Genomic DNA, 13,698 nt, shown 5'->3' on the forward strand with positions numbered 1-13,698 from the left:
GAAAGATACCGACATGAGGTCGATATGACGTACGCACGTTCGCAGAAGGGAATGTCATTGCTGGGTTGGCTGGTCGTGCTCGCCATCGTGGCGTTTCTCGCCAGTGCCGCGTTCAAGATCATTCCGCATTACCTGGACTACTACGCCATCGAGAAGGCCATCACCTCGGTGGAAACCGACAAGGCTGCCGAAGTGCGTACCGTTCCGGAGTTCTACTCCTATGTGGACAAGGCACTGATGCTCAACAACATCCGCGACCTCAAGCTGGATGACGCGCTGGACGTGAAACTCGAGAACAACGAGTTCCGCGCCCACCTGAAATACGAAAAACGCGAGCCGCTGGTGCAGAACATCGACCTGGTGGTCAAATTTGACAAAGAATTCCGTGTACGAATGCCGTGAGTAACAACAGTCTGGATCGACTCGAGCGCAAGCTTGGCTACACCTTCCGCGACCAGGACCTGATGGTCCTGGCGCTGACCCATCGCAGTTTCGCCGGGCGCAACAACGAGCGCCTGGAGTTCCTCGGTGACGCCATCCTCAACTTCGTCATCGGCGAAGCCCTGTTCACCCACTTTCCCCAGGCCCGCGAAGGCCAGCTGTCGCGCCTGCGCGCGCGACTGGTGAAAGGCGAGACCCTGGCCCTGCTGGCCCGCGGTTTCGAGATCGGGGATTACCTGCGACTGGGCTCGGGTGAGCTGAAGAGCGGCGGTTATCGTCGCGAGTCGATCCTGGCTGACGCCATGGAGGCGCTGATTGGCGCCATCTATCTGGACACCGGCATGGATTCCGCCCGTGAGCGGATCATGGACTGGCTTGGCCCGCAACTGCGCGAGCTGACCCCGGTGGATACCAACAAGGACCCCAAGACCCGCCTGCAGGAATTCCTGCAGTCCCGCGGGTGCGAACTGCCGCGTTACGACGTGGTGGATATCCAGGGCGAACCGCATTGCCGCACTTTCTTCGTAGAGTGCGAGGTGGCCCTGCTGAACGATAAGACCCACGGTCACGGCGGTAGCCGCCGCATCGCCGAGCAGGTGGCAGCCGCCGCCGCGCTGGCAGCCCTGGGTGTGGAGAATGGCCATGAGTGAGCACGAGCAAGACCAGCACGACCCATCCGAGCACGATGAAGCAGGAACCGTTCGTTGCGGTTACGTTGCCATCGTCGGCCGCCCCAACGTAGGCAAGTCGACTCTGCTCAACCACATCCTCGGGCAGAAGCTGGCGATCACCTCGCGCAAGCCGCAGACCACTCGCCACACCCTGCTGGGCATCAAGACCGAGGGTGACGTGCAGGCGGTGTATGTCGACACCCCCGGCCTGCACAAGGACAACGACAAGGCGCTGAACCGCTACATGAACCGTTCGGCCAGCGCCGCGCTGAAGGACGTCGACGTGGTGATCTTCGTCGTCGACCGCAACCGCTGGACCGACGAAGACCAGATGGTCTACGACAAGGTCAAGTACGTGAGCTGCCCGGTCCTGCTGGCGGTGAACAAGGTCGACCGCATGGAAGACAAGGGCGAGCTGCTGCCGCACCTGCAGTGGCTGGCCGAGCAACTGCCCAACGCCGAAGTCGTGCCGATTTCCGCCCAGCACGGGCAGAACCTCGACGTGCTCGAAGGTCTGGTGGCCGAGCGCCTGCCGGAAAATGACCACTTCTTCCCGGAAGACCAGATCACCGACCGCAGTAGCCGCTTCCTCGCCGCCGAACTGGTGCGCGAGAAGATCATGCGCCAGCTGGGCGCCGAGCTGCCGTACCAGGTCGCCGTGGAGATCGAAGAGTTCAAGCAGGACGGTCCGATCCTGCACATCCATGCGCTGATCCTGGTGGAACGCGACGGCCAGAAGAAGATCATCATCGGCGACAAGGGCGATCGCATCAAAAGCATCGGTCAGAACGCCCGCAAGGACATGGAAGTGCTGTTCGACTCCAAAGTCATGCTCAACCTCTGGGTGAAAGTGAAAGGCGGCTGGTCCGACGACGAGCGTGCACTGCGCTCGCTGGGCTACGGCGACCTCTGACTTTCAGCGCCCCGCGAGTATTCGCGGGGCGTGCCCTTTGGGTGCCTGAGCGCGCCCGCCTCCCGACTTCCCACTCCAGGCGCAGCGCCATGAGCCTCGCTTCTACTGCCCAAGCCGCCTTCGTCCTGCACAGCCGTCCCTACAAGGAAACCAGCGCGCTGGTGGATTTCTTCACCCCGCAGGGGCGCTTGCGCGCCGTTCTGCGTGGCGCGCGGGGCAGGGCTGGAGCACTGGCGCGACCGTTCGTGCCCCTGGAGGGCGAATTCCGCGGGCGCAGCGACCTGAAGAATGTCGTGCGCCTGGAGCCCAACGGCATCCCCAACCTGCTCAGTGGCGAAGCGCTGTTCAGCGGCCTGTACCTGAACGAGCTGATGGTCCGCCTGCTGCCCGTTGAAGACCCGCATCCCGTGCTGTTCGAGCACTACCGTGCGACCCTGCCGCTGCTGGCCGCCGGCAGTCCACTGGAACCGCTGCTGCGCTCGTTCGAATGGCGGTTGCTGGACGACCTGGGCTATGGTTTTTCCCTGGACACCGATATCGTCGGTCAGGCGGTAGCGCCCAACGGACTCTACCGCCTGCTGCCCGACGCGGGCCTCGAACCGGTCGGCGGCCTGCAGCCGGGGCTGTTCCATGGTGCCGACCTGCTGGCCATGGCCGAAGCCGACTGGAACGCCCCGGGCGCCCTGGCGGCGGCCAAGCGCCTGATGCGCCAGGCGCTCGCTCCCCATCTTGGCGGCCGACCGCTGGTCAGCCGCGAGCTCTTCATGAATCGCAAGGACAACTCCCGTGACTGAAGCCAATCGTATCCTGCTGGGCGTGAACATCGACCACGTCGCCACCCTGCGCCAGGCCCGCGGTACCCGTTATCCCGACCCGGTGAAAGCCGCGCTGGACGCCGAGGAAGCCGGGGCTGACGGCATCACCGTGCACCTGCGCGAGGATCGCCGGCACATCCAGGACCGCGATGTGCGCGTGCTCGCCGAAGTGCTGCAGACCCGCATGAACTTCGAGATGGGCGTGACCGAGGAGATGATGAAGTTCGCCGAGATCATCCGTCCGGCCCACGTCTGCCTGGTGCCGGAGACTCGCCAGGAACTGACCACCGAAGGTGGCCTGGATGTCGCCGGCCAGGAAGCACGCATCCGCGAAGCGGTGCAGCGCCTGGCGGCCGCTGGCTGCGAGGTGTCGCTGTTCATCGATCCGGATCAACGTCAAATCGAGGCTTCTGCCCGCATTGGTGCGCCGGCGGTGGAGTTGCACACCGGTCGCTATGCCGACGCGCACAATCCGGCCGAAGCTGCCCATGAGCTGGCGCGCATCCGCGATGGCGTGGAGTTCGGTCTGTCCCATGGCCTGATCGTCAACGCCGGCCACGGCCTGCATTACCACAATGCCGAGCCGGTAGCGGCCATCGCCGGGATCAACGAGCTGAACATCGGCCACGCCATCGTCGCCCATGCGCTGTTCGTGGGTTTCAAGCAAGCGGTTGCCGAGATGAAGGCACTGATCGTGGCGGCGGCGAATCGCTGATCGCTACCTGATTGGAAACCGTAGGGTGCATAACTCGGAACGGGTTATCCGCCACCACGGCGGATAACGCCTCGGTCGTTATGCGCCCTACGTTCTAATTCGACCTGGGCAGCGCTTCAGGGCTTGCGCGCCACCAGCGTGGCGCGCATGGGCGCCGGGAGGCCTTCGAGGGTGCGGCTGTGGTCGTCCGGATCGAGGAAGTCCGGCAGCGACTGGTAGCGCATCCAGTCGGTGGCGCGCTGCTCTTCCACGGAGGTGCGGCTGACGTCGACGCTGCGCACGTCGGTGAACCCTGCGCGGCGCAGCCACAACTCCAGCGCCGGTACCGCGGGCAGGAACCACACGTTGCGCATCTGCGCATAGCGGTCCTCGGGCACCAGCACGGTGTTCACATCGCCTTCCACCACCAGGGTTTCCAGCACCAGTTCGCCGCCACGGCGCAGGCAGTCCTTGAGCGCCAGCAGGTGGTCGATGGGCGAGCGGCGGTGGTAGAGCACGCCCATGGAGAACACCGTGTCGAAGCCTTCCAGTTTCTCCGGCAGGTCTTCCAGGGCGAAGGGCAGGTGCCAGGCCGGCAGGTCCGCCAGGTAGCGCTTCATCGCGAGGAACTGGCAGAAGAACAGCCAGTTCGGGTCCACGCCCACCACGCTCTGCGCGCCGGCACCGAGCATGCGCCACTGGTAGTAGCCATTGCCGCAGCCCACATCGAGGATGCGCTTGCCCGCCAGGTCGATGTGCGGCGAGACGCGCTCCCACTTCCAGTCCGAGCGCCATTCGGTGTCGATGTGGATACCGAACAGGTTGAACGGCCCCTTGCGCCACGGAATCAGCCCCTGCAGGGCGAGCTTGAGCTGCGCGCGGGTGTCCTCGTCGCAGGTGCCTTCGAGGTTGAAGCGCTCGCGCAGCTCGACGGCAGCGGCTTGCAGGTGCGGCAGGCGGTCCACCGCGGCCAGCCAGCGTTCGAGATCGCCGTGGCCATCGTCGACCTTGCTGGCCAATTGCGCGGGCAGCGAGGCGGCCCAGGATTCCAGTGGCGTGCCGGCCAGTTCAAGGCGCAGGCGGTCGAGGTCGAAGCGTTCGATCATGGCAGGGCAATCAGGGAGGCGAAGTTGAGGCACTGGAACCAGAGCACGACCTTGGAGAAACCGGCGGCCAGCAGGCGCTCGCGGTGGGTATCCAAGGTATCGGGGCGCATGACGTTCTCGATGGCGGTGCGCTTCTGGGCGATTTCCAGTTCGCTGTAGCCATTGGCGCGCTTGAAGTCGATGTGCAGGTCGGTGAGCAACTCGTGCTCCTGCTCGTCGGCGAAGCGCAGTTTTTCCGAGAGGATCAGCGCGCCACCGGGCAGCAGGGCGCTGCGTAGGCGGCTGAGCAGTTCCAGGCGTTGTTCGGGGGCGATGAACTGCAGGGTGAAGTTCAGCGCGATCAGCGAGCAGGGCTTGAGCTCCAGCGTCAGGATGTCCGCCTCGATCAGTTCGACCGGCAGTAGTTCCTGGTGCATGGCATCCTGGGCGCGCAGGTATTCGCCGCAGCGCTCGATCATCGGTGCGGAGTTGTCGACGCCGATGACGCGGCAGCCTTCGGTCTTCACGTGGCGGCGCAGCGCCTGGGTCACGGCGCCCAGCGAGCAGCCGAGGTCGTAGAGCACGCTGTTCGGCGAGGCGAAGCGCGCGCCGAGTACGCCGATGTTTTCGACGATGGTGGGGTAGCCCGGCACGGATCGCTTGATCATGTCCGGGAAGACGCGCACCACGTCCTCGTTGAAGGTGAAGTCGGGAACCTGGGCTTGCGGCTGGGCGAAGATGCGGTCGGATTCGCTCACGCTGGATGGGGCCTCGTTACGCTGAACAGGCAACCAGGCGCGGCGCGCCCGGTTTGCCGGGGCGCGCATTGTAGCCGAGGCGCGAGGTGCGCCCAACCGTTAGCGGACGAGGGTCACTTGAGCTGGTCGGAGAAGTATTCGCCGGCGCCCTGCAGTGGGCCGAGGGGGTTCTTCTTGTCTTCCATGCGGCGGATGTTCGGCTCGCCGTTGCTGGTCTTGTGCACCACCACGTCGTCGATCAGCACGAACACCGGGCGGAACGACCAGCCCTGCACCTGGCGGCGCTTGCGGAAGTTGAAGATGTCGGCCCAGAAACTGCCCACGCGCTGGCTGTCGGTCTTGTTGAAGTCGAAGGCATAGCCGACGCAGCGATCCTTGGCCTGCAGGCAGGTCACCAGGCCGTCGGGCAAGTAGTCGATGGGGATGTTGGGCTGCACGAAGAGCAGGCGCACGTCGATGAACGAAAGCATCTTGGCGTTGCCCTGGGACAGCGGGTCGAAGCCCAGTGCGTAGAGCTGCGACTTGGTGGTCTTGCCAGGGTCGACCTGGTTGTAGCGGCTCTGTGCATCCTGGTAATCCAGGAATGGTGACTGCACTTCCGCGCGTTCGCTGGGCAACAGACTGCCACAGGCCGAGAGTGTCAGGCAGGCTCCCAGCAACAACATGGAGCGAACTACTGCACGCATGGAGCTCCCCTTTTCCCAGTCTCTTATTGATTGATCTATAGCCGATGACAGAGGGCTCTGCCGGACTTTTCTCACGCCTTCGCAGGACTAGTCAACGGCGATGCCGTAACCCTGCATCAGGGGTTTCCACTGGTCGTTGCGGCGCAGCTCGCGCAGGCCCTCGTCGAGGTCGGCCAGGCGCTCTTGCACGCTTTCCAGGCGCGGGTTTAGCGCGACGTACATAGGACGTTTATCGGCGAGCTCGCCGGCCGCTTGAATGCGCTCCGAGAGGCCATGGCGCTGCAGGTAGTGCTCGACGATCTGGCTGTCCTCAAGCAGCACTGTGATGCGCCCGAGCAGCAGCTTCTGGAGGTTGCGTTCGAGCACCTTCTCGCCGCTGAGCACCTGCACCTGTTCATGGTTGGCCAGGTGCTCGTCACGCCAGTCGTCCAGCTCCTTGCCGTAGGAATAGCCTTGGGCCAGCCCGATGGACTGGCTGCTCAGCGAGGCCGGACCTTTCCAGGTCCAGGGATTGTCGTTGCGCACGTAGAAACGCATGGTCACCCAGCCGATGGGCTCCTCGCCGATCAGCAGCTCCGCGGACTCTTCGCTGTAGGCGCCGACCACGCCATCCACCAGCCCCTCGCGGGCCATCTGCAGGGCGCGAGGCCAGGGCAGGGGCTCGAAGCGGGGTGGTTGTGGCAGCACCCGGCCGAGCGCTTCGAGCAGGTAGCCGGGCTTGTCCGGGTCGTTCGGGCAGAGGTAAGGGCACCAGTCATCGCCGGCCAGGCGCAGGGGTTCGGCGCTGGCCAGCGCCGAACAAAGTAGCAGCAGCGGTGAAGCGATTCGCAGCATGTCAGGCCCGGGAAGTGGTTTGTCTTTCCGAGTATGGCAGAGCGATATGACGGGATGTGACGGACGCGGCAATACCGAACTGGCCGAGCCAGTAGGTGAGCATGATGGCGTAGGAGGAGCCGTCGAAAGCAGCGACGAAGCGGCTGATGCCGATCATCGAATCGGAGCTGACGAACAGCAGCGCGCCCAGGGCAGCGAACGCCTGGCTGGCCTTGGTGATCGTGGGCACGCCAAGGCGGGCAACGGCGCGCCAGAGCATGGCGCTGATGGTCAGGCTGTATAGCGCGATGGGCAGCAGCAGCGGGCCGAGACCGCGGCTGTAGAGCAGGGAGAACAGGCCGCCACCCATGCTGCCTGCAACCAGCAGCCCGAGCGGGGCGAAACGGCGGGTGTCGCCCAGGTAGGCGACCAGGTACGCAAGATGTGCCAGCAGGAAGGCGGCGAGGCCGGGCACGAAGGCGTTGATCGGCCACTCCAGCAGGATGTCGCCAAGCATCGACAGCACCAGGCCGATGGCGACCCAGCGGCGATAGCCGTCGGCGGGCGTGGCGAGAATCCACAGCAGCATGGCCAGCGCCGGTAGCGGCTTGCACAGCATGCGCAGCGTGGGCAAGTCGAAGGTGACGGCGAACAGGTAGGCGGCACCGCCGATGAGTGCCAAGAGTGCCCAGCGCATGGGGTTCCCTCCCGAAGAAAATGAACGCCCACTGTGCCCCAGCGCGGCGCCCGGCCCACAGGCCGAAGGCGTCAGCGCGGGCGGCTTTTGGCGCCGGTTGAGGGTCTGCTGAGCGCGCGCTTTACTTGACGCTGATCGGGCAGATGAAGGTCTTCGCCGGGGCTACTTCGGCTTCCCAGGGGCGGCGGTAGGCCAATTCCAGTGTGTCTTCGCCGGGAGCGGTCACGCGGAAGCGCCAGGTGGATTCGCCGGCGCTGCCGACCAGACCTGCGTCTTCCGGATTGCTGTAGACCTCCGGGCCGAGGGCGCGCAGCAGGCCGTTGGCAGCGTTGCGCATCTCCCAGCGGAAACCGGTGGTTGGGTTGCTCGGCAGGATCAGCACCAGCTCCTGGCCGGTGTGCAGTTTCAGCGGCTTGCAGTCGGCGGCGTCTTCCAGGGTGACCACGGGCTTGGTCTGCCCGGCGCAGCCGGCGAGCAGGGCCAGGGTGAGGGGCAGCAACGAGCGGTACGACGGCATGACGGCTCCTGGGAGGGGACAGGTTGCGCCGCAGGATACCGCAATCATGTGAGAAGTAGAGGTTTCGTGGGGAAGCGCGCATTTCGCGCGGTGGTGGCGCCAGCCTGTAGGAGCGCGCCATGCGCGCGATCGCGGGCATGGCCCGCTACAACAGAGGACGCATTTTGATTCGCGGTGGTACGCTGAAGAGCCGTGGCGGTCAGACGAGGTGGTTCTCCACCGCCCACACCGCGGCCTCGACGCGCGAGCGCATGCCGAGCTTGTGCAGCACTCGCTTGACGTGGACCTTCACGGTGCCTTCGGTGATGTCGAGTTTGCGCGCGATCATCTTGTTGCTATAGCCGTGGGAGAGCTGGCGCAGGATCTGCCGCTCGCGGTCGGTGAGTTCCTCGATGCCCTTGGGCCTGTCGTCGCCGCGCAGAGCCTGGGCCAATACCTGGGTCAGCTGCGGGCTGATGGTGAGCTGGCCGGTGGCGGCCTGGCGGATGTGCTCCAGCAGGCGCTCGGGTTCCATGTCCTTGAGCAGGTAGCCGTCGGCGCCGGCGCGCAGCACGTTGATCACGTCGTTGCGGTCATCGGAAACGGTGAACACCACGATGCGCGCGTCTTCGCCGTTCTCGCGCATGGCGCGCAGGGTGTCGAGGCCGGTCATGCCCTTCATGTTGAGGTCGAGCAGGATCATGTCCGGTTCCAGCTCCGCGGCCATGCGTAGCGCCTCCTCGCCACTGCCGGCTTCGCCCACCACTTCCAGGTCGTCCTCGAACTCCAGCAGTTGGACCACGCCCTTGCGCATCATCGGGTGGTCGTCGACGAGCAGGATGCGCGCGCGGTCATCGGTGGGGGTGGCCGTCATGGGTGGGTCTCCGGGTATTGCGACAGGGGTTTGTGGGCAAAGCGCACGCTGACGCGGGTGCCCTGCGACTCGCGCGGGGCGATGGTGAAGGTGGCTTCCAGGGTCTGACTGCGCTCCCGCATGATGCTAAGCCCATAATGCCCATTGCGGCTCTGCGCTGCGTCAAAGCCGACTCCATCATCGTCCACGGTGATGCACACCTGGTCCTCGGCATCCTCGAAGAGGGTGACCTTCGCCTGCGTCGCCTGGGCGTGGCGCACCACGTTGGACAGCGCTTCGCGGACGATCTGCAGGACGTGGATTTCTTCATTGGGGTTGAGTGGGATATGCGCCAGGCGGTTGTCCAGTTCTATGGACAGATCGCCGCGCTCGCCGAACTCCGCCACGGTCTTCACCAGTGCCGCTTCCAGGCTGGATTGCTCAAGGCTCAGGCGGAAGGTGGTGAGCAGCTCGCGCAATTGGCGATAGGCGCTGTTGAGCCCTTCGCGTAGTTCGTCGAGGGTCTCGTCGATCTTCTGGGCCGGCACGTCGCGCTTGAGCAGGGTAGTCAGGCGGCTGACCTGGATCTTCAGGTAGGACAGCGACTGCGCCAGCGAATCGTGCAGCTCGCGGGCGATGGTGCTGCGCTCGGCGAACAACGCCAGGCGGTTCTCCTGCTCCTGTTGCAGGGACAGTGCGAAGGTGCGCGCGATGTTGTCGCAGAAGCCCTCGACGAACTGCTGCTGCCAGTCTTCCAGGTGGCCGTCGGGAGTCTCGATGAATAGCTCGCCGAAGCGGTGCTCGCCGATGGAAAGCGGCTGCATCAGCAGCGGGTTGATGCCGCGGATCGGGTTGTTGCAGTTGTCGGCCTGGGCGCGGCATTCGCCGCAGTTGCCCTGCAGGCAGAAACTGCCGGTGATGCCGTCGGTGGTGAGCGAGGAGTAGGCGCGCTCGACGCCGTCCTTGTTCAGGCACAGGGTCACCTTGCCAGCCTGCAGCACGCGCTCCAGCTGATTCAGCAGCGGCTGCAGCGAGCGCTCGTCGTACGGGTCCTGGCCGAGGCGGCGGGCGCTGTCGTAGAGCAGTTCCAGGCGCTGGTGACTGTTGGAGAGATCGCGGGTCTTGTCTTCCACCCGCGCTTCCAGCTCGCGGTAGCTGGTCTGCAGTTCCGCGGCCATCTGGTTGAAGCGCTCGCCAAGCTGGCTCAGCTCGTCTTCGCCGCTGCTGCTGACCCTGGCATCGAGGTCGCCTTCGCCCAGTCGGCGGGCGGTGGTGGTCAGTTCGCGCAGCGGGCCGACGACGTGGTAGCTCAGGTCGTAGAGGCTGATGAACACCACCAGCAGGCTGAGGAACAGGCACAGGCCCTGCACCGTGCTGAGCATCTGCGAGCGGTACTCGGCGTTGCGCTGCAGGGTGCCGACGAAGTCGTCGATGTGTCCGACGAAGGTGTCCAGGGTGGCCAGGGCCGGCGCTTCGGAGAGGTCGAGGTTCTGCAGTTCCGTGCGCAACCGGTCGTGCTGCTGGCGGATCGGCGCGTCGGCATCGGAGCGGCGCAGCAGGCGGGTGATCTCGTCGTTGTCCAGGCGCGCGGCGAGGGTCGATTGCAGGGACTGGCGGTTGATCGGCGACGGGTCCAGCGCCAGGCGGTAGGTGAGCATCCGCAGCGAGCCAGCCTGGTTGATCACCGCGGCATCCTGATGCGAATAGTCGGCGAACAGCAGGGCGCTGAACATCCCGGCCAGGGCCAGTGATACCAGCAGGGTGAGGTAGCAACCAAAGCGCACGACGATGGATTTGCGCAGGGAGGGGCGCCCGGCAGGGGGACTACCCACAAAGAGTCGGTCGTTGCCGGTAGGGTCGGCAGTGCGTGCCGTGTTCATAATAAATGCCTTTTAAAACAATGTGTTAAGCATTCTTTTCGGTGATACCCACAAGGAGGTAGCGGCGCGCATCTGCTCATGAATCGCGGTTTGGCTCATTGATGGCGATCAAGAGAAGGCGGCTGGTCCTTACCTAACGTGCGGGCAAAGACCGTCTGGAAGTGAGCTTAGCCATGTTGTCCCACCGTCAGAAACAGTACTCCGTGCTCGGCATGAGCACACTGGCGTTCGCCGTGAACTTCGCGGTCTGGACGATGTTTTCGATCATCGGTATCCGCATCAAGGAAGAGCTGGGCCTGTCCGAGGCGCAGTTCGGCCTGATGGTGGCGCTGCCGATTCTTACCGGTTCGCTGGTTCGCCTGCCGCTGGGCTTGATCACCGACCGCTTCGGCGGGCGCATCGTGTTCTTCATCCACATGCTGCTGGTGGCCATCCCGATCTACGGCCTGGCCTTCGCCACCCTCTACTGGCACTACCTGGTACTGGGTCTGTTCGTCGGCCTGGCCGGTGGCTCCTTCGCCGTGGGCATCGCCTACACCTCCTCGTGGTTCGAGAAGGAACGCCAGGGCACCGCTATGGGCATCTTCGGCGCCGGCAACGCCGGTGCGGCGATCACCAACCTGGTGGCGCCGATGATCGTGGTCGCCTTCGGCTGGCGCATGGTCCCGCAGATCTACTCGGTGGCCATGCTGGTGACCGCGCTGCTGTTCTGGTTCTGCACCTGGACCGACCCGGCCCATACCAAGGGCGGCGACGCCGACCCGAGCCGTCCGTGCCCGACACTGGCCAAGCAACTGGCACCGCTGGGCGAGCTGCGCGTGTGGCGCTTCGGCCTGTACTACTTCTTCGTCTTCGGCGGCTTCGTCGCCCTGGCCCTGTGGCTGCCCAAGTACTACATCGCCGAGTACGGCCTGGACCTGCGCACCGCCTCCTTCATCACCATGCTGTTCACCCTGCCGTCGGGCCTGATCCGCGCCCTGGGCGGCTGGTTCAGCGACAACTACGGCGCTCGTGCGGTGAACTGGGGCGTGTTCTGGATCTGCCTGGTCTGCCTGTTCTTCCTCTCGTACCCGCCGACCACCATGACCATCCACGGCATCCGGGGCGACGTCAGCCTCGGCATCGGCCTGAACGTCTGGCTCTTCACCTTTCTGGTGTTCGTCGTGGGAATCGCCCAGGGCTTCGGCAAGGCCAGCGTGTACCGGATCATCCACGACTACTACCCGCAGAACATGGGCACCGTTGGCGGCATGGTCGGGGTCATCGGCGGGCTCGGCGGCTTCTGCCTGCCGATCCTGTTCGGCTACGCCGCCGACCACATCGGCGTGCGCTCCTCCTGCTTCATGTTGCTGTTCGGCCTGACCGTGATCTGCATGGTCTGGATGCACTACGCGATCAAACAGCAGCAACGCCTCGATGGCCAGGCCCAGGCGGCCGACGTCGACGCTACCCCCATTCCTTCTCGTCAATCCTGAGGTAGTGCCGTCATGGGCATGATCAATTCCCAACTCAAAGCCGCCAGCGGTCCGCTGCTGATCGACTGGCGCCCCGAGGATCCCGAGTTCTGGGCGCGCAGCGGCAAGCGCATCGCCGCACGCAACCTGTGGATCTCGATTCCCGCGCTGCTGCTCGCCTTCGCTGTGTGGATGATCTGGAGCACCGTCACCGTGCGCCTGAACGCCGCCGGCTTCAGCTTCAGCAACGACCAGCTGTTTCTGCTCGCCGCGCTGCCGTCGATCTCCGGCGCCACGTTGCGGGTGTTCTACTCCTTCATGGTGCCGATGGTCGGCGGCCGCCGCTGGACCGCGCTGTCTACCGCCTCGCTGCTGATCCCCTGCCTCTGGCTGGGCTTCGCCGTACAGGACCCGAGCACCCCGTACTGGGTGTTCGCGACCATCGCGCTGCTGTGCGGCTTCGGCGGCGGCAACTTCGCATCGAGCATGTCCAACATCAGCTTCTTCTACCCCAAGAACCAGCAGGGCACCGCCCTGGGCCTGAACGCCGGCCTGGGTAACCTGGGCGTCTCGGTGATGCAGTTCGCTGTGCCGCTGGCCGTGGCCGGTGGCCTGTTCGGCGCCTTCGGTGGCGAGCCGCAGCAGCTGTCGGACGGTGGTCGCCTGTTCCTGCAGAACGCCGGCTGGATCTGGGTGCCCTTCATCGCCGTGGTCTCGGTGGCCGCCTGGTTCGGCATGAACGACATCGCTGATGCCAAGGCTTCCTTCCGCGACCAGTCGGTGATCTTCAAGCGCAAGCACAACTGGCTGATGTGCTGGCTGTACGTGGCCACCTTCGGCTCGTTCATCGGCTTCTCCGCCGGCTTCGCCATGCTCAGCAAGACCCAGTTCCCGGACATCAACCCGCTGCAGTACGCCTTCCTCGGCCCGCTGGTCGGCGCCCTGAGCCGCCCGCTGGGTGGCTGGCTGGCGGACAAGTTCGGCGGCGCGCGCATCACCCTGTGGAACTACGCGGCAATGATCGCCGGCGTGTTCGCGGTGATCAGCTTCCTGCCCAGCGCCGGCAACGCCGGCAGCTTCTTCGGCTTCCTCGGTTCCTTCATCGGCCTGTTCTTCTTCGCCGGCATCGGCAACGGCAGCACCTTCCGGATGATCCCGGTGATCTTCCGCAACGAGTGGGCCGCACGCCTGAAGCAAGGTGGCGTCAGCGAAGCCCAGGCGACCAGGAACGCCAGCATGGAATCGGCTGCGGTGATCGGTTTCTCCGCTGCCATCGGCGCCTTCGGCGGCTTCTTCATTCCCAAGGCCTTCGGCACTTCGCTGGACATGACCGGCAGTGCCGAGGGCGCCCTCTACGTCTTCGTCGCGTACTACCTGAGCTGCATCGTCGCCACCTGGTGGTGGTACGCGCGCAAGGGCGCCGAAAGCCCCTGCTGATTGCC

The 13,698-nt window shown here is 65.0% G+C and carries 15 protein-coding genes; 7 read left to right on the forward strand and 8 right to left on the reverse strand.

Features of this window, described 5'->3' with window-relative positions; translation table 11 throughout:
* The first annotated feature begins 24 nt into the window (after window positions 1–24).
* The 5 genes from ACIPK7_RS12605 to pdxJ all read left to right on the forward strand — a co-directional run bounded on the left by ACIPK7_RS12605 (window position 25) and on the right by pdxJ (window position 3,555).
* Window positions 25–402, forward strand: a complete 378-nt coding sequence (locus tag ACIPK7_RS12605; RefSeq protein ID WP_192435331.1) for a DUF4845 domain-containing protein — start codon at window positions 25–27, stop codon at window positions 400–402.
* Window positions 399–1,091 (forward strand): ribonuclease III, encoded by a 693-nt coding sequence (rnc, locus tag ACIPK7_RS12610; protein ID WP_017517395.1) that lies wholly within the window; start codon window positions 399–401, stop codon window positions 1,089–1,091. The genes ACIPK7_RS12605 and rnc overlap by 4 nt, the downstream gene beginning before the upstream one ends.
* Complete coding sequence (gene era, locus ACIPK7_RS12615) at window positions 1,084–2,025, forward strand: GTPase Era (protein ID WP_138212455.1); 942 nt, start codon at window positions 1,084–1,086, stop codon at window positions 2,023–2,025. Before rnc ends, era begins: the two co-directional genes overlap by 8 nt.
* Window positions 2,026–2,114: 89 nt before the next feature.
* Window positions 2,115–2,819: a DNA repair protein RecO gene (gene recO / locus ACIPK7_RS12620; RefSeq protein WP_401088029.1), complete on the forward strand. Its 705-nt coding sequence runs from the start codon at window positions 2,115–2,117 to the stop codon at window positions 2,817–2,819.
* Window positions 2,812–3,555, forward strand: coding sequence for a pyridoxine 5'-phosphate synthase (gene pdxJ, locus ACIPK7_RS12625; RefSeq protein WP_017517398.1), 744 nt, complete (start codon window positions 2,812–2,814; stop codon window positions 3,553–3,555). Before recO ends, pdxJ begins: the two co-directional genes overlap by 8 nt.
* A 116-nt stretch (window positions 3,556–3,671) precedes the next feature.
* On the opposite strand, the gene cmoB is transcribed toward pdxJ, so the two are convergent.
* The 8 genes from cmoB to ACIPK7_RS12665 form a co-directional block, all read right to left on the reverse strand.
* Window positions 3,672–4,640: a tRNA 5-methoxyuridine(34)/uridine 5-oxyacetic acid(34) synthase CmoB gene (gene cmoB / locus ACIPK7_RS12630; RefSeq protein WP_401088031.1), complete on the reverse strand. Its 969-nt coding sequence runs from the start codon at window positions 4,638–4,640 to the stop codon at window positions 3,672–3,674.
* Window positions 4,637–5,377: a carboxy-S-adenosyl-L-methionine synthase CmoA gene (gene cmoA, locus ACIPK7_RS12635; RefSeq protein WP_401088033.1), complete on the reverse strand. Its 741-nt coding sequence runs from the start codon at window positions 5,375–5,377 to the stop codon at window positions 4,637–4,639. The genes cmoB and cmoA overlap by 4 nt, the downstream gene beginning before the upstream one ends.
* Window positions 5,378–5,490: 113 nt before the next feature.
* Window positions 5,491–6,063: a hypothetical protein gene (locus tag ACIPK7_RS12640; RefSeq protein ID WP_081517641.1), complete on the reverse strand. Its 573-nt coding sequence runs from the start codon at window positions 6,061–6,063 to the stop codon at window positions 5,491–5,493.
* Window positions 6,064–6,150: 87 nt separating this feature from the next.
* Window positions 6,151–6,897 carry an ABC transporter substrate-binding protein gene (locus ACIPK7_RS12645; protein ID WP_192435321.1) on the reverse strand — a complete coding sequence of 249 codons (747 nt, stop codon included), beginning with the start codon at window positions 6,895–6,897 and terminating at the stop codon, window positions 6,151–6,153.
* 1 nt (window position 6,898) lies between these two features.
* On the reverse strand, window positions 6,899–7,573 hold the full coding sequence (locus ACIPK7_RS12650) for a lysoplasmalogenase (protein WP_192435319.1): 675 nt from the start codon (window positions 7,571–7,573) through the stop codon (window positions 6,899–6,901).
* Window positions 7,574–7,694: 121 nt separating this feature from the next.
* Entirely contained in the window at window positions 7,695–8,090 is a 396-nt protein-coding gene (locus ACIPK7_RS12655; RefSeq protein ID WP_192435317.1) for a protease inhibitor I42 family protein, read from the reverse strand.
* 199 nt (window positions 8,091–8,289) lie between these two features.
* Window positions 8,290–8,943 carry a two-component system response regulator NarL gene (gene narL / locus ACIPK7_RS12660; RefSeq protein ID WP_192435315.1) on the reverse strand — a complete coding sequence of 218 codons (654 nt, stop codon included), beginning with the start codon at window positions 8,941–8,943 and terminating at the stop codon, window positions 8,290–8,292.
* Window positions 8,940–10,802: a histidine kinase gene (locus tag ACIPK7_RS12665; RefSeq protein WP_401088036.1), complete on the reverse strand. Its 1,863-nt coding sequence runs from the start codon at window positions 10,800–10,802 to the stop codon at window positions 8,940–8,942. Before ACIPK7_RS12665 ends, narL begins: the two co-directional genes overlap by 4 nt.
* Before the next feature lie 173 nt (window positions 10,803–10,975).
* Between ACIPK7_RS12665 and ACIPK7_RS12670 the strand changes: the two genes are divergently transcribed.
* Together ACIPK7_RS12670 and ACIPK7_RS12675 are read left to right on the forward strand one after the other, a co-directional pair.
* A complete protein-coding gene (locus ACIPK7_RS12670; RefSeq protein ID WP_401088038.1) occupies window positions 10,976–12,277 on the forward strand; it encodes a nitrate/nitrite transporter in 1,302 nt (433 codons plus the stop codon).
* 12 nt (window positions 12,278–12,289) lie between these two features.
* Window positions 12,290–13,693 (forward strand): NarK family nitrate/nitrite MFS transporter, encoded by a 1,404-nt coding sequence (locus ACIPK7_RS12675; RefSeq protein ID WP_401088040.1) that lies wholly within the window; start codon window positions 12,290–12,292, stop codon window positions 13,691–13,693.
* Window positions 13,694–13,698 lie beyond the last annotated feature (5 nt).

Source organism: Pseudomonas sp. NPDC086581 (assembly GCF_044746165.1).
GTDB lineage: Bacteria > Pseudomonadota > Gammaproteobacteria > Pseudomonadales > Pseudomonadaceae > Pseudomonas.